At 68.8% G+C, this 15,364-nt stretch carries 16 protein-coding genes; 5 read left to right on the top strand and 11 right to left on the bottom strand.

The genetic code is table 11. The features are described 5' to 3' along the window. Positions 1–195: 195 nt before the first annotated feature. From ASG79_RS17555 to ASG79_RS17540, 4 genes are read right to left on the bottom strand one after another with little or no spacing between them, the layout of a single operon-like run. Positions 196–744, bottom strand: a complete 549-nt coding sequence (locus ASG79_RS17555; RefSeq protein ID WP_056392800.1) for a DinB family protein — start codon at positions 742–744, stop codon at positions 196–198. A 38-nt stretch (positions 745–782) separates the two neighbouring features. After that, positions 783–2,165 (bottom strand): FAD-dependent oxidoreductase, encoded by a 1,383-nt coding sequence (locus ASG79_RS17550; RefSeq protein WP_056392799.1) that lies wholly within the window; start codon positions 2,163–2,165, stop codon positions 783–785. After that, positions 2,162–2,866, bottom strand: a complete 705-nt coding sequence (locus ASG79_RS17545; RefSeq protein ID WP_056392798.1) for an aquaporin — start codon at positions 2,864–2,866, stop codon at positions 2,162–2,164. The genes ASG79_RS17550 and ASG79_RS17545 overlap by 4 nt, the downstream gene beginning before the upstream one ends. After that, positions 2,863–3,213 carry an ArsR/SmtB family transcription factor gene (locus tag ASG79_RS17540; RefSeq protein WP_082581804.1) on the bottom strand — a complete coding sequence of 117 codons (351 nt, stop codon included), beginning with the start codon at positions 3,211–3,213 and terminating at the stop codon, positions 2,863–2,865. Before ASG79_RS17540 ends, ASG79_RS17545 begins: the two co-directional genes overlap by 4 nt. Before the next feature lie 139 nt (positions 3,214–3,352). Between ASG79_RS17540 and map the strand changes: the two genes are divergently transcribed. Then, positions 3,353–4,126 carry a type I methionyl aminopeptidase gene (map, locus tag ASG79_RS17535; protein ID WP_018768780.1) on the top strand — a complete coding sequence of 258 codons (774 nt, stop codon included), beginning with the start codon at positions 3,353–3,355 and terminating at the stop codon, positions 4,124–4,126. A 3-nt stretch (positions 4,127–4,129) separates the two neighbouring features. Here map and ASG79_RS17530 read toward each other — a convergent pair whose 3' ends face one another. After that, positions 4,130–4,648 (bottom strand): GNAT family N-acetyltransferase, encoded by a 519-nt coding sequence (locus ASG79_RS17530; protein WP_056392797.1) that lies wholly within the window; start codon positions 4,646–4,648, stop codon positions 4,130–4,132. A 166-nt stretch (positions 4,649–4,814) separates the two neighbouring features. Here ASG79_RS17530 and ASG79_RS17525 point away from each other — a divergent pair, with 166 nt between their 5' ends. Beyond that, positions 4,815–5,255, top strand: coding sequence for a hypothetical protein (locus ASG79_RS17525; protein WP_056392795.1), 441 nt, complete (start codon positions 4,815–4,817; stop codon positions 5,253–5,255). Here the strand turns inward: ASG79_RS17525 and ASG79_RS17520 are convergent. The 3 genes from ASG79_RS17520 to ASG79_RS17510 form a co-directional block, all read right to left on the bottom strand. Next, on the bottom strand, positions 5,224–7,200 hold the full coding sequence (locus tag ASG79_RS17520) for a hypothetical protein (protein WP_056392793.1): 1,977 nt from the start codon (positions 7,198–7,200) through the stop codon (positions 5,224–5,226). The two genes, ASG79_RS17525 and ASG79_RS17520, sit on opposite strands and share 32 nt — an antisense overlap. Positions 7,201–7,342: 142 nt before the next feature. Further along, positions 7,343–8,026, bottom strand: a complete 684-nt coding sequence (locus ASG79_RS17515) for a response regulator (RefSeq protein WP_056392791.1) — start codon at positions 8,024–8,026, stop codon at positions 7,343–7,345. Beyond that, positions 8,023–10,596, bottom strand: a complete 2,574-nt coding sequence (locus ASG79_RS17510) for a DUF4118 domain-containing protein (protein ID WP_056392789.1) — start codon at positions 10,594–10,596, stop codon at positions 8,023–8,025. Before ASG79_RS17510 ends, ASG79_RS17515 begins: the two co-directional genes overlap by 4 nt. Positions 10,597–10,737: 141 nt before the next feature. Between ASG79_RS17510 and ASG79_RS17505 the strand changes: the two genes are divergently transcribed. Then, a complete protein-coding gene (locus ASG79_RS17505) occupies positions 10,738–11,484 on the top strand; it encodes an ABC transporter permease (RefSeq protein WP_018768787.1) in 747 nt (248 codons plus the stop codon). A 41-nt stretch (positions 11,485–11,525) separates the two neighbouring features. Here ASG79_RS17505 and ASG79_RS17500 read toward each other — a convergent pair whose 3' ends face one another. Then, a complete protein-coding gene (locus ASG79_RS17500) occupies positions 11,526–12,887 on the bottom strand; it encodes a phenylacetate--CoA ligase family protein (protein WP_056392787.1) in 1,362 nt (453 codons plus the stop codon). Positions 12,888–12,925: 38 nt separating this feature from the next. Beyond that, complete coding sequence (locus ASG79_RS17495; protein WP_018768789.1) at positions 12,926–13,471, bottom strand: YceI family protein; 546 nt, start codon at positions 13,469–13,471, stop codon at positions 12,926–12,928. A gap of 160 nt (positions 13,472–13,631) precedes the next feature. Between ASG79_RS17495 and ASG79_RS17490 the strand changes: the two genes are divergently transcribed. Together ASG79_RS17490 and ASG79_RS17485 are read left to right on the top strand one after the other, a co-directional pair. Then, entirely contained in the window at positions 13,632–14,045 is a 414-nt protein-coding gene (locus ASG79_RS17490) for a hypothetical protein (RefSeq protein ID WP_056392785.1), read from the top strand. A gap of 41 nt (positions 14,046–14,086) precedes the next feature. Continuing rightward, positions 14,087–14,857 (top strand): CDP-alcohol phosphatidyltransferase family protein, encoded by a 771-nt coding sequence (locus tag ASG79_RS17485; RefSeq protein ID WP_235509839.1) that lies wholly within the window; start codon positions 14,087–14,089, stop codon positions 14,855–14,857. Positions 14,858–14,935: 78 nt separating this feature from the next. On the opposite strand, the gene ASG79_RS17480 is transcribed toward ASG79_RS17485, so the two are convergent. Next, complete coding sequence (locus ASG79_RS17480; RefSeq protein ID WP_056392781.1) at positions 14,936–15,340, bottom strand: DUF302 domain-containing protein; 405 nt, start codon at positions 15,338–15,340, stop codon at positions 14,936–14,938. Positions 15,341–15,364: the final 24 nt, after the last annotated feature.

Below are 15,364 nucleotides of genomic sequence, written 5' to 3'. Positions count from 1 at the left end.
ACCGGCCGGGCTGGCTTTAGCGACGCGCAACTTCATCTTCGCGGCTCATATTCCCCCGCGCAGCCCAAATCAGGGCCGCGAATGGGAATGTGCGCGTCGGAAATGAAGAGGCGCGTCGCAGCAAAATCAGGCCAGCAAAATCAGGTAGTCAATACCCATGACACGGCGCAGGCCAGCTGCGAGAGCGAATTCGCGCTACCTGCCTGGGGGCAGGGACGGCAGCGTGGTCAGGCTGAGCTGCGCGCGGTGGTGACGGTAGTGCTTGGGCGCCCACTCCAGGACGTCCCGGCGGCTCATCCACGGCAGGAAGTAGGGGTCCCACGCGGTGGGCATCGTCATGCCGCGGCCCAGCGCATCCTGGTTAGCATGGCCGTACCAGTTCACGATCACCGCCGTAGTCCGGTCCATCATCCGGAGCATGCCGGCTGGCTTCAGGACCCGGCCCCCGGCCGCGCTCCCGGCCCAGTTCACCCAGTTGTACGGGCGGGCACAGGAATCCAGGAGGCGGCTCCAGGTCCGGGAGGCCGCGGGCGGCAGGTGCGAGAACAGTCCCAAAAGCGGTATGCCCGCAAGCGTGATGTTCTGGCCGAGGACCATGTGGAAGAGCAGCTGCCGGTTGGTCCACCGCGTTCCGATGGACGGGAGGTCCAGCTCGTCATCGCTGGCGCCCAGGACGATGTTCCGGAAATCGGCCGCGATCCACAGCAGGTCCGCCTTCACTGGATCACTGTCCGGTTTCGTCATCGGGGGCTCCCGTCCTTAGGCATCAGCCGGTGGTCACATCATAGGCTGGCAGGTTCGGCGGTGCGTCCGTGCTGCAGGCCCGTGGCGAAGCCGATGGTCACGGGCACCGGCGCGGGCGTTCCGCAGCAGGAGTCCCCGGCCGTGTCGCCGGCGTCACCGGCCTCAGGGAGGCTGGTGGAGCACACCCCGGTCTCCGGCAGCTCAAGTTCCACGGCGTCCGCGGCTTCGGTATCGCCAGCCAGGGCTGCAGCGATGGAGCGGACCTGTTCGTAGCCCGTGGCCATGAGGAAGGTGGGCGCGCGGCCGTAGGACTTCATGCCGGCCAGGTAGAAGTCCTTTTCCGGCTGCTCCAGGATCCTGGCGCCATGGGCCGGAACCGTGCCGCAGCTGTGGAAGTCGGGATCGATCAGCGGGCCCAGGGCCTTGGGGGCATCGACGGCCGGGTCCAGGTCCAGCCGCAGCTCCGACAGGATGGACAGGTCCGGCCGGAACCCTGTGGCCGGGATGACCCTGTCCACGGTGAGGCTGCGGCCATCCGTTGCGTGCACAGTGACCTTGCCGTCACGGGTTTCGAGGCGGCCGGTGTGGAAGTTTGTGAGGAGCTGGACGGCACCGGTGTCGACGGCGGTGTGCAGCCGGGCGCCCAGCTGGCCGCGGGCGGGCAGCTGGTCGGCGTCCCCGCCGCCGTAGGCACGGGCAGGCGTGGCGGCCCGGATGGCCCAGAGGACTTCCGTTCCCGGGTTGGCGCGGGCCACGCGGGCCAGGTCCAGGACCATGTTGGCGGCGGAGTGTCCGGAGCCGATGACAAGGGTGCGGCGGCCGGCGAATCCGCCGCCGGTCACGTCCGGCAGGGGCCCGGTGACCAGCCCGGCGGCCCGGGCTTCCGCCTCACCCGGGGCGGGCAGGCCGGAAGCTCCCAGGGGCGCCGGCGTGGTCCAGGTTCCGGAGGTGTCAATCACGGCGCGGGCCAGGAGCTCCGACGTTTCCCCGCTGCCGTCCTGGATGCGCAGGAGGAACGGGGCGTTGTCGCGGCCGTGGCTGCGGCCCTTGTCCATGCCCTGCCGGCTGACAGCAACTACCTTCGTCCCGGTCCGGATCCGGTCCTTGAGTTCCGGTGTGGCGGCCAGCGGTTCCAGGTAGTCGGAGACGATCTGGGAGCCGTACGGCAGCGCGGTGGGGCGGGGCGCTGCCCAGCCGGCCCGTTCCAGCAGGCGCACGGCGGCGGCATCCAGGTTGTACTTCCACGTGGAGAAGACGCGCACATGGCCCCACTCGCGGATGGCGGCACCCACCGTGGGCCCGGCCTCGAGCACGATGGGTTCCAGTCCGCGTTCCAGCAGGTGCGCGGCCGCGGCCAGGCCGACGGGCCCGGCGCCGATGACGGCCACGGGGAGGGATGCGGAGCTTGCCTTGTAGCTCATGAGAGCACCTTTCGGTCGGCCGCCGGGGCGGCGGAAACAGCAGCAAAGGAGGGGTAGAGGAAGCGGACCAGGAAGAATCCGGCGGCGCCGCCCAGCAGCTGCGCCAGGATGAAGGCAGGGGCCGACGGCGGCGCGATGCCGGCAAAGGTGTCCGTGACGGTGCGCGCCATGGTCACCGCAGGGTTGGCGAAGCTGGTGGAGCTGGTGAACCAATAGGCGGCCGTGATGTAGCCGCCGACGGCGAACGCCACGCGGTCAGCACGGCCCGACCGGACGGTGCCGAAGATGACCAGCAGCAGGCCCACCGTGGCAATGACTTCCCCCATCCAGAGCGGGACGCCGGTGCGCTGGTGCGTGGACCAGCTGACGGCGTCCAGCCCGAACATCAGGTTGGCGGCCACCGTGCCGGCCAGGCCGCCCAGGATCTGCCCCGCAACCAGGCCGGCCGCCGTGGTGGTGTCGATCATCCCCAGCGCCCGCTCCACCAGGGTCACCACCGGATTGAACGACGCCGACACCGGCTGCAGTGCCATGATCAGCGCCACCAGCGCGGCACCCGTGGCGAGGCTGTTCTGCAAAAGCTGCAGGCCGACGTCGTCCGGTGACAGCCTGGAGGCCATCACGCCCGAGCCGACCACTGCCATGACCAGGAACGCGGTGCCGAGAAACTCTGCCGTGGCACGCCGGGCCAGACCGGTCATGCGGCCTGCCCGCCGATCAGGGCGGCCAGGTTCTGCAGGGCCTCGGTGCGGGCCCGGTAGTAAACCCACACGCCGCGCTTTTCCCGCTCCAGCAGACCCACCTCATGCAGGATCTTCAGGTGGTGGCTGATGGTGGGCTGGGACAGCTCGAAGGCATCGTTGAGGTCGCAGACGCAGGCTTCGCCGCCCTCACGCGAGGCGACCATGGACATCAGCCGCAGCCGGACCGGATCCGCCAGGGCCTTCAGCAAGGGGGCGATCCCTTCAGCTTCCGGCAGGGACAAAGGCTCCCGGGCCAGCGGCGCGCAGCACGCCACCGCCTGGACCGGGGTCAACTCCAAAGACATAGACACACGTAAATATTTACACTCATCTATGTCTTTGGCAACCCCAACATTCCGCTGTACGAAAGAGCCCCTTGCACCCTTCTGCGCACGGGCAAATAGGATGGCACCTGGAGCTAACCCCGCACACGAAGGGCGCACCATGATCGAGATCCTCACCCCGGCTGAGGTGGCCCGCGCCCGGGAGACCGGCGCCCTGGTGGCTGACATCCTGCAGGCGATGAAAAGCCGCGCAACCGTCGGCACCAACCTCCTGGACATCGACCAGTGGACCAAGGAAATGATCACCGACGCGGGGGCGGAATCCTGCTACGTGGACTACGCGCCGTCCTTCGGCCGGGGTCCCTTCGGCCACTACATCTGCACGGGCGTCAACGATGCCGTGCTGCACGGGCTGCCCCACAACTACGCACTGGCCGACGGCGACCTGCTGACCCTGGACCTCGCCGTCGTCAAGAACGGAATGGCCGCGGACGCCGCCATCAGCTTCATCGTGGGCGAATCACGGCCGGCGGAGAGCGTGGCCATGATCGAGGCGACCGAACGCGCCCTGGCAGCCGGGATCGCCGCCGCAGGGCCGGCAGCCAAGATCGGGGACATCTCGTACGCCATCGGCCGCGTCCTCATTGATGCGGGGTATCCGGTCAACACGCAGTTCGGCGGCCATGGCATCGGTTCCACCATGCACCAGGACCCGCACGTGCCCAACACCGGGCGGCCCGGCCGCGGCTTCAAGCTGCGGCCCGGGCTTCTGCTCGCGCTGGAGCCCTGGATCATGGCGGACACGGACCAGCTGGTGACGGACGACGACGGGTGGACGCTAAGGAGCGCCACCGGCTGCAGGACGGCCCACACCGAGCACACCATCGCCATCACGGAGGACGGCGCCGAGATCCTGACGCTGCCTTCGCGGTAGGCCTTACTCCATCCCGGCCACCGCGCTGCGGCGTTCCAGGAGCAGGGTGTCCTGCCAGTGCCCGGCCTTGGGGCCGTGGCTGATCCGCGCGATCCGTTCCCTGGTTCCCACCACCCGGAAGCCGAGCTTCCGGTGCAGCGCCAGGCTGGCCGTGTTCTCCGGGAAGATGCTGGACTGGATGGTCCAGATTCCTGCCGCCTCCGTGGAATCGATCAGTGCACCGAGGAGCAGCCTGCCCACGCCCCGGCCGTGCGTTTCCGGCGCCACGTAAATGGAGTGCTCCACGACGCCCCGGTAGACCTCCCGGGACGAAACGGACGTCACGGCGGCCCAGCCCAGAACCCGGCCCGCGTCCTCGGCGATGAGCCGGTGCCCGGGCAACCGGCCGCCGTCGAACGCCTCCCAGGTGGGCGGCTCGCTCTCGAACGTCGCCTCCCCCGTGGCAATGCCGGCGGCGTAAATCGCGTGGACGGCGTCCCAGTCCTCGGGGCACATGGGGCGGATGGTGACGGGGCTGTGCATGGGTTCCATTATGGTGGCCGACCACGGCGCTGGTGGCCCAGGCATCTCCCCGGCGGGACAGGCTGTAAATATTCCGTCAATAAAACGGCCCTGCCGCCCCGGCCGCGCGTGCACCGTCCTTTGATGGAGGCAGGTCAGCACATGCACGTGACGGCAAGGAGCGGAGATGCGGTGGGATGAGGCGCCCGATGACCGTGGCAGGGTCAGGTTTGCCGCGGCAGCCGAGGCCGTGGAGGGCTACGGCGGGCGCGCACTGAACGGCCGCGCCCTCCACCCGGCCGGCGGCTACCTTTTCCCCGACCAGGACGGCGAGGGGTGGTGGGTCATTTTCCAGCCGTGGCCCTCGACGGGCGGGCAGGGGCACAGAGTGCCCGGCGACATCCTGGCCTGCAACGATTCCTACGGCGACATGGTGCATGTGATGGTGCTGGCGGCGGGCGTGCGGGAGGACGACGCCGAGGCGGCCTTCCGCGCGGACGTCCCGGTCAGCCTGGCGGACGCCGCGCGGGTGGCGGCAACAGTGCCGCACGTGGCTGCCCCTGCGCACAGGGACGGGACGACGACGTATCCCCCGGTCAGCCGACGTGGACCCACGGGCGCTGGGTGACGTCCGGGACGGCCTCGCGCAGCACCTCCCTGGTCACCGGCGCGATTTCGCCCTCGCCCAGGAACAGGAACCGCACCAGGTTGGTGATCGGATTCCCCTCAGTCCAGCGGAAGTAGATGTGCGGCATGAGCCCCGTGACGTCCCTGATATGCAGCAGTACCGAGGCGATGGTATTGGGAACAACCGGCCCGTGGACTTCCAGGATGTGGTAACCGTGGCGGTTCACGCCACGGACATATAGTTCCGTTTCAAAGTCGGAGGAGTCATCCACGATCACTTCCAGGAACAGGGCATCGCCTGCCAGCGGGAGGTGGCTGACCTCGATGGCAGACTCAAGCTTGTCCCGGTATGCCTCCGCAGACATCCGCAGCGGCTCGTGCGCGATGATCGCGATGGGGCCGTCCAGGGTGCTGGACATGAACTCCAGGGCCTGCTGGTCCAGGTGCACCCGGGTTGCATGCAGCTCAAAGGACCGGCGGACCCTGGACAGCAGGGAGATGACGATGATGCCCAAGATGAAGATCGCCGCGATCCGGATGCCTTCGGGCCGCTCGAAGATGTTGGCCACCGTGGTGTACGCGAACACCACGGAGATGGCACCGAAGCCGAAGGTGAGGTTCCGTTGCCCGCGCCGGCGCGCCGACAACGTGACGGCCACCGCGGCGGAGGTCATCAGCACCAGGACGCCGGTGGCGTAGGCACCGCCCTGGGCGTCGACGTCGGCGTTGAAGATGAAGGTGATGAGGAACCCGACCAGGGTGAACACAAGCACCAAGGGCCTGACAGCCTTGGCCCACTCCGGGGCCATGCCGTAGCGGGGCAGGTACCGGGGAACCAGGTTCAGCAGGCCGGCCATGGCCGAGGCACCGGCAAACCAGAGGATGCCGATGGTGCTGATGTCGTAGACGCTGCCGAAGCCCACGCCCAGGTATTCGTGCGCCAGGTAGGCCAGGGCGCGCCCGTTCGCCTGGCCGCCGGGCTGGAATTCCTGTTCCGGAATCAGGACAACGGTAATGAAGCTGGTGGTCAGCAGGAACACGCTCATGATCGCCGCAGCCGTGGTGAGCATGCGCCGGGCTCCGCGGATTCGGCCGGCCGGGTTCTCCTCCGTGTCATCCGCCGCTCCGCGGACCTGCGGCATCACGGCAACGCCGGTCTCGAAGCCGGACAGGCCCAGCGCCAGTTTGGGGAACACCAGCAGTGCGATGGCCACCGTCATCAGGGGGTTGCCGTGGGACACCCACAGATTCGTCCACCAGTCGCCCATCGCCACCGGGTGGGAGACCACCTGCACCAGGGTGGCAACCACCACCACCGCATTAAGGCCCAGGTACAGGACAACCAGGAAGACGGCGACGCCGATCGCTTCCTTGAACCCGCGCAGGAACACGGCAGCCAGCAGGGCCAGCAGGAAAAGCGTTACGGGGACGTTCTGGTTTTGGAGCCAACCGGGGGCAACAGGATTGCCGATCAGGTGCGCGGTGGCATCGGCGGCCGAGAGCGTCATGGTGATCATGAAGTCGGTGGCGGCGAACCCGAGCAGGACCAGCACCAGGAGCTTTCCTCCCCAGCGGGGCAGCAGCCGCTCCAGCATGGCAATGGAGCCCTCACCGCGGGGGCTTTCACCGGCAACCCGGCGGTAGACCGGCAGGGCGCCCAACAGTGTCACGGCCACAAGGACCAGGGTGGCCAGCGGGGAGATGACACCGGCTGCCAGCGCGGCGATGGCCGGCTGGTAGCCCAGGGTGGAGAAGTAGTCCACGCCGGTAAGGCACATGACCTGCCACCACGAGTGCTTTTTTTCGTGCTGGGTGGGAACACCGCCGGGGCCCTGGTGGGTGCCCTTGCTGTCCTGCAGCCCGAACAGCAGCCAGTCCTTCAGCGCCTCCCTTCCGTGCGGGTGGGTGGCGGAAGGATCCGCCGGGGGCCTGCTCAACGTGGTCATGTCTGCCTTTCCGCGCTGCCCGTTGCACCGCGATCATTGCGAAGCTAGCACCGGCGAAATTGGCGGAAGCGCCAGAAAGGGAATTCTTGATGTTTCCTTTACGCGTGATGTTCGACGGCGGCCGGAGCGGTCCGGCGGCAGGTCACGGCTCGAAGCGGTAGCCCATGCCGGCCTCGGTAAGCAGGTGGCGGGGGCGGGCGGGATCCGCCTCCAGTTTGCGCCGCAGTTGGCCCATGTAGACGCGCAGGTAGTGGGTCTCGTTGTCATAGCCGGGACCCCAGACCCTGGCGAGCATCTGCTGTTGCGTTATCAGCCGGCCGGGATTCCGCACCAGCATTTCCAGGATGGCCCACTCGCGGGGGGTGAGCCGGACCGGGTCCCCCGCCCGGGTCACCTTCCGGTTGGCAAAGTCCACCTGGAAATCACCCACATCGATGGCGGCCCCGCCGTCCGCCACGTCCAGCGTGCCGCTCCGGCGGCCGGCAACGCGCAGCCGGGCCAGGAGTTCGTCCAGGCCAAACGGCTTGGTGACGTAGTCGTCCGCCCCGGCGTCCAGGGCCCGGACCTTGTCCACGGACCCGTGCCGGGCGGAAAGCACGATGATGGGCATGCTGCTGGTGCGGCGGATCCTGGTGATCACGTCCACGCCGTTGATGTCCGGCAGTCCGAGGTCCAGCACCATGGCATCCGGATGGCCGCCTTCCGCGTGCTTCAGGGCGGCCACCCCGTCCAGGGCGGTCAGCACCCGGTAGCCCTCAGCCTCCAGGTTGACCTGGAGGGCACGCAGGAACTGCGGCTCGTCGTCAACGATCAATACTGTCCTCATGAGGTGCTGGTGCCTGCTTTCCGGCGAGGGGTGGAAACGTCCGGTGCGGCAACCTGGGGCAGGCGGATGACCATGGTCAGTCCCCCGCCCGGGGTCGGCTCGGCCAGCAGGTGACCGCCCATGGCCTCGGTGAAGCCTTTCGCGACGGCGAGGCCAAGCCCCATCCCGAGTCCCGCGGGGGCGTCGTCGAGGCGCTGGAAGGGCTGGAAGATCCCCTCGACGGCGGCAGCGGGCACGCCCTGCCCGTGATCGACGATGTACAACTCGCCAAAGGGGGCGCCGCCGTCGACCACTCCCCTGGTTCCCGTCGAAACGCCGACGATGGCCACGTCGGACGCCGGCGCGTATTTAAGCGCGTTTTCCACGATGTTGGCGATGACCCGCTCCAACATCCCCAGGTCGGCATAGATCGCAGGGATGTCCGGGGGAAGCTCCACCCGGATCCGGTCCGCCGGGAGGCCGCGCAGCGCGTCCTCGATTGCATCACGCCACGTGACGGGCGCTGTCAGTGGCGCAGCCGAACCGCTGGAGATCCGGGACATGTCCAGGAGGTTGGCGATCAGGGCGTCCAGGCGCTCGGTGTAGGACTCGACGGTCTCGAGCATCTCGGCCTGCACCTCATCGGGAAGCCTGCGGCTCTGGCGCCGCAGGGCCGTTACGGCCAGTTTTATCCCCGCCAGCGGCGTGCGCAGGTCATGGCTGACCGCCCGCAGGATGGCCGTGCGGACGTTGTTGCCCTCGGCCATCTTCGCGGTGCTCTGCAGCGTCCGCTGAAGGGCATGGCGCTGGCGCAGCAACAGGAGGTGGGCGCCGTGGGCGGACAGGAGGAGCCGGTCCCCGGCGGTGAGGGTGCGTCCGGAGAGGACCAGGGCGGTCCGCTCGTCGGCGAGTTCCACGCTGTCCGTCAACCCTGCCGTGTCCGGGGAGGGAGGAGGCGCCTCCCCGGAGAACGCCTGGAGCTCCCATGCTGCGTCCTTGTCCCCGGATGTGGTGAAGAGCCCGGCCGAACGGACCTGGAAGGTTTCCCGGACCTTGCCCATGAACGCTGCAACGGTGTCATCGGCCAGGAGGGCATCGTGGGCGAGGTCCGCGAGGGTGGCGGCTTCCGCGCGGGCCCGTGCGGCTTCCCGGGCGCGCCTTGCAGACAGTCCCACCACCAGTGACACGGCCACCGCGGCACTGAGGAAGACCAGCAGCGCGAAGACGTTTTGCGGGTCGCTGATATTGAGCGTTCCCACCGGGTCCGTCTGGAAGTAGTTCAGCAGCAGCGAGTCCAGGACGGCGGCGAGCACCGCAGGCCACAGGCCGCCGATGAACGCCACGGCCATCACCCCGGTCAGATGGACCAGTGCGTGGGTGGCGAGGTTGAGCTCCGGATTGCGGGACAGCGCCGCCGTTACCAGGACCGGGAGGACCACAGCCAGGACGAAGCCGATCAGCGTGCGCCTGCCGCTGAGCGCCGCGGGAGATGGCCCCGGCAGTCCAGGGCCGCCCTGGGGAAGTGAGACGATGTGCACGTCGATATCGCCCGAGCCCCGGACCACTTTGGCGCCTGCACCGATACCGAGGATCCTGCTCCGGAGCGTCCCCGGTGAGGCGCCGATGACGATCTGGGTGGCGTTGACGCTGCGGGCGAATTCCAGGAGGGACCCCGCTGCGTCCTCACCGGACACCGTATGGCAGGTGCCGCCGAGGTCGGCGACGAGGCGCCGCTGCGCGTCCAGCAGCTGCCCTCGCGTCGCGGCCGTGCTTTCGGCGCGCCGGACGTGAACCGCCAGCAGGTCCCCGCCGTTGACCCGGGACAGGATCCGGGCCGCCCTCCTGATGAGCAGCTCCCCTTCGGGGCCTCCACTGAGTCCGACGACAACCCGCTCGCGTGCCGGCCAGGTGGCGGTGATCCCCTGGCTTTTCCGGTAGCCCGCCAGCCCCTCGTCCACCCGGTCCGCCAGCCAGATCAAGGCGATTTCACGCAGGGCAATGAGATTGCCCAGCCGGAATTCGTTGGCCAGGGCAGCGTCGATCCTGTCCCTGGGCACAACCTTCCCGTCTGCAACCCTCTGGCGCAGGAGTTCGGGCGATATGTCCACCAGCTCGATGTGGTCTGCCCGCCGCACCACGGCGTCCGGGACCGGTTCCCCGTCTGGTTCGTCGGTGATTGCGGCGACGACGTCTTTCAGCGATGCCACATGCTGGACGGCAAGAGTGGTCAGCACGTCCGTCCCCGCCGCCAGAAGCTCCTCGATGTCCTGCCAGCGGCGGGTATTCCTGCTGCCCGGAGCATTGACGTGCGCATACTCGTCGACGACGGCCACCTCCGGTTTCCTTGCCAGCACAGCGTCCAGGTCAAGCTCGGGTACCTCCGCCCCGTTGCCGTCGGGCAGAAGGCGCGGCGCCACGACGTCGAGCCCGTCAAGGAGCTGCCCGGTGTCAGGCCTCCCGTGTGCGGCGGCGATGCCGACCACGACGTCCCTGCCGCCGGCCAGGATCTGGTGCGCCTCGCGCAGCATGGAGTACGTGGTGCCGGCCCCCGCTGCCGCACCCAGGAAGATCCGAAGCGTTCCCCGTGCCATACCCACAGTCTTATCCCCTCCGGCCATACTGACCAACCCGCTGCCTCCGCGGGTCAGACCGTGGGCGGGCGCTCGAGCAAAACCTGCCGGGTGTGAGCGGGCGTGGCAGGGGCAGCCGCGGTAGCTCAGTAAGCTGGCGACATGCCCGCCCTTTCCGCCCTGCTGCCCACCCTGGTGGCCCTTGCCATCCTGGCGGCACTCACGGTGGGAATCCTCTGGGGCGCGCGGACGCCGTCGTACCTCTCCCCTGCCCTGGCCATCCTCCGCGGGGCAGCCCAGCTCGCTGCCATCAGCCTGGTGCTGGGCGGCGTCATCAGCAACCCGCTGTGGGTGGGGGTGGCCCTGCTGGTCATGTTCACCGTAGCGTCCGTGACGGCAACACGAAGGCTCACCTGGTCCTGGCGCCGCTTCGCCCTGGTGGCGGTGACCATGGCTGCCGGCATCCTGGTAACGGTGGCCGTCGTGTTTGGAACGGGCGCCATCGAATTCGCGCCGCGGTACCTGCTGGCCGTGGGCGGGATCGTGATCGGCAACTCGATGACCATCGCCACCCTGGCCGGACGCCGTTTCTTCGAGGCCGTCCTGGAGCAGTGGGACCAGGTGGAGGGCTGGCTGGCGCTGGGGGCGACGCCCCGGCAGGCCACCCTGCTCCAGGCGCGGCAGGCAGTACACTCGGCCCTGATCCCGTCCACGGACCAAACCAAGACCACCGGGCTGGTCACCCTTCCCGGCGCGTTCGTGGGCGCGATCTTCGGCGGCGCCTCACCCCTGGAGGCCGGCCGGTTCCAGGTGGTGGTGCTGGCCTCGATCATGGCGGCCGGGTCCATCACCGCCGTCGCTCTGATCCGCTCGCTGGGCAACGTGAAGGTGCGGCCGGAACCGGTGTAGGCCGGGCGTCAACGGGCCGGTTGCCTCCGTCCGGGGGCACCTTAGGGCCGGTTTTTCCAGGCGCGCACGAATGGTGCTTTCCCCAGCGCAGTCCGTTCAAGCCGATCCACCAGCCGGATGTCCACGGGCATGTGCGCCGCGCCGGCAGCCATAAGGGCGGCGGTCACCGCAGCCCGGACCCCTTCCTCGGATTGCCCTGGTGCGAGTCCGGCCAGCAGCACCCGCAGGCCGGACGGTTCCTGGATAACCTGCCAGCCTGCGACGGCCGCCTGGTCCAGGACCTGGTGGAAGACATTCGGGTGCACGCTGACGGTGCCGGTCCTGCCCGGCAGCTGCAGGACGTCCTCGATGCGCCCCTCGATATCCTCCATGACGGTGAAACTGCGTCCGCAGGGGCAGCCCCTGCCGCCGAGCCTTACGGTGTCCGACATCTCGTACCTGATCAGCGGCACGGTCCGGGAGAACAGGACGGTGACCAGGAGCTTGGACCCGGTTGTCCCCGCCGGGACGGGGTTGCCGGCCTGGTCCACGGGTTCGATGATGAGGAGGTCCTCGTAAACGTGGCGGTTCCGGTAGGTGCAGGGGGATGCGATCCCCGCCGTTTCGGTGGCGGCGTAGACGTCAAAAGGGGCGCTGCCCCACGCGGATTCCAGTTCCGCTGCGGCCTGGGCGCTGAGCACCTCGGACGCTGACATCACCCCCTGCGGCGCGATGTGCAGCCGCCCTGCCAGCTGTTCCGCGGCCAGGGGTTTGAGTGCTGAGGCGTAACCGACGAGGACCCGGGGCTGGAACCGGTTGAGGGCGGCGACGTTCTCCTCCATGGGTGCGGTGACGTCCAGGCGAAGGGTGGGGACCACTCCGGAGCGCACCGATGCGCCGACGACGGCTGACTGGTGGGTGGGGACCCGCGAGCTGACCAGGGCCACCTTCAGCGGCCGGGTCAGCCCCAGGGTAAACCCTGCCCAGTCGTTCGCGCGGGCGTACGATGCCAGGACGGTAGCCCACTCCGCGCGGTTCCAGACGAACGTTCCGCGCCGGCCGGTGGTCCCGGCTGTCGCCGCCGCCCACCAGCGGCCCTTCCATGGCAGCCCGGGGTCTCCACCGCTCTCGACGAGCGACCGCAGATGGCCTTCCACTTCCGCCAGCGTCAGGTCCGGGGTGGTGATGGCCTCGTCAAAGTGCTCCATCAGGTCTGCTTTGGTCACCGGCGGCAGCCGGACCAGCGGAGCGTCGTGCAGGCCGGCATGGTGGCGGCGGTAGAACTCCGAGCCGGCGTAGGCCGCCCGGCGCAGTTCCGTCAGGGCATGGTCCTGGTGTGCGGCGATCCGGGCGGCGTCCCAGCGGTCCCGTTTCCGCCACGCAGCCCGGAGGAACAGCACACGGGGGACCAGGCGGAGGTCCACGGCGGTTGCCTGACGTTGCCTTGCCGCGGTCCGGCCTGTCAGCCCTGCTTGACCAGAGCCGCCTCGAGGTTGATCTTGACCTTGTCGCTGACCAGCACGCCGCCGGCTTCCAGCGCGGCGTTCCAGGTGAGCCCGAACTCCTTGCGGCTGATTTCGGCTTCCGCGGAGAATCCTGCCCGCGTGGCGCCAAAGGGATCCACGGCGACGCCGGTGAACTCAACCTCAAGCTCCACCGGCCGGGTCACGCCCTTGATGGTCAGGTCCCCCGTCAGGGTGTATTCCTCCCCGTCCCCTTCGATGTGGGTGCCGCGGAACGTCATTTCGGGATACTTTTCGACGTCGAAGAAGTCCGCGCCCTTCACGTGCGCGTCCCGGTTGGCGTCACCGGAGTCAAAACTTGCCGTGGACACCGTGGCATGCACCGAGGACTCCTCCAGGGACCGCCCCACCCTGGCTTCGGCGCTGGCCTGGGTAAAGCGGCCACGGACCTTGCTGATTCCGGCATGTCGGACGCTGAAGCCGATCTCGCTGTGGGACATGTCCAGGAGCCATGTTCCCGGCGTGAGTTCCTGGGGAAGGGTCATTGTCATTCTCCTTACTCGTAGGGCCGCAGGCTTCGCTGCCCGCTACAGGCGCAAAACCACGGATGCCCCTAAATATTCCCCATAAAACCCGCAGATATAAGGGTCCGGGGTGAACCGGGAGGGAACTTCGGGCGTATACATAGACGTGGCTCTACGTTTATTGACCGCTCTGGCGCTGTTCATCGATGCCGGCGTCCATCTCTTCCTGGCCCCGGGCTACCAGGCCGCGCAGCCGGGCACCATCAGCCAGGGCGCCCTGTTCCTGCTCGAAGCCGCGGTTGCCCTGGTGGCCGGCCTCTATGTCCTGGTCCGCGGCAGCCGCGCCGCCTATGCGCTCGCCCTGGCGGTGGCACTGAGCGCCTTCGCCGCCGTCATGCTCTACAGATACGTGGACATCCCGGCCATAGGTCCGATTCCGGCAATGTACGATCCCGTATGGTTCTTCTCGAAAACCCTCAGCGCCGTCGCCGAAGGAGCGGGATCGCTGCTGGCCCTGGCGGGCCTGGTCCGTAGCGGCCGCGGGAGAAGGGCCGACGACGGCACGGGGGTCCGTGCCGGGCGTCGCCGGCCGTGACGATCGCCGGGGCCGTTGCCAGCATGCGGGGGAGGTGGCAGATGGGCGCAGCCGGATGGGCGATGTCCGGGCGCGCGATGCCTGACGCGGTGGCAACCCTGGCCGCCTACATGCTCCCGGCCTTGTGGCTGTCATCCCTGTCCGCCTCCGGACCGGTCCTCCAAATGGCCGGCCTGTGTGCAGGCGCCCTGGTGACCGCGGCCGCCGTCGGCTCTGTCCTGCGGCGCATCCCGCGCTTTTCAACTCCGGCAGACCGCGTCACCCTGCTCCGTGCCGTCCTGGTGGCACTCTGCGCCGTGGTGGCCGTCCCGGAACTGTTCACCGGGCGCAGCAGTTTCCTGGTGCCGGCCCTTGGCGGCGTCGCCTTCCTGCTGGACGGGCTGGACGGCGCCGTGGCGCGGCGGACCGGGACAGCATCCCCGGCGGGGGCACGCTTCGATGCCGCCACCGACGCCGCGCTGGTGCTTGTGCTGTCCATCGCGGCCGCGGCGGTGGCGGGCCCGTGGACACTGGCGATCGGGGGCATGTACTACGTGTTCACGGCCGCCGCGTTCTTCAGGCCGCACCTGCGTGAGCCGCTGCCGCCCAGTGTTTCCCGCAAGGCCATCGGGGCCTTCCAACCGCTGGCGCTGCTGGTGGCGCTTGTCCCTGGTATCCCGTGGGCTGCCGCCTTCCCGGCGGTGGCGCTGGCGCTGCTCACGTATTCCTTCACGCGCGATGTGGTCCAGCTGGAGATCCGCCACCGCTCCCGAGAGCTTCCCGCTGCCCACGCTCACTTTCGACACCCACATTCCCCGGCGCTGCCCGAATAGCCCGAGCGCTAGGGAATATGCGCGTCGCAGGTGTTCAAGCGCGTCGCCACAAGAAGTCTGGTGCGGACTTCCCCTGCCTCACCCCAGGCTGGCGAGGGCCTTCCGAAGGCGCGCGCCGGCGTCGTCCGCAACCTCTTTGACCGCGGCAGCGTCACTGAGCTGGACCATGGTCTGCGGGTCAATGGCCTCGACGGTGGTCTCGGTGGCATCGGCCTTACGCCGCACCACCACGTTGCAGGGCAGCAGCGCACCCATTTCCGGCTCGGCTGCGAGGGCACGGCTGGCAAGGGCCGGATTGCAGGCGCCCAGGATGACGTAATCCCCGACGGCGTCCGCGGCCTCGGCGCCCAGCTTGGCTTCGAAGGTGGACCGGACGTTGATTTCCGTCAGGATCCCGAAGCCCTGTGCCGCAAGGGCCTCGCGGGTGCGCTCCAGCGCTTCCGCCCAGGGCAGGGACACGGTGGTGGCCAGGGTGTACGTCATGGTGCTCCTCGGGATATTCGACGG

This window comes from Arthrobacter sp. Soil761, from assembly GCF_001428325.1.
In the GTDB taxonomy this organism is placed as follows: Bacteria; Actinomycetota; Actinomycetes; order Actinomycetales; family Micrococcaceae; genus Arthrobacter.
The sequence above is the reverse complement of the archived record's forward strand: the minus strand, read 5'-3'. Positions and strand labels throughout refer to the sequence as shown.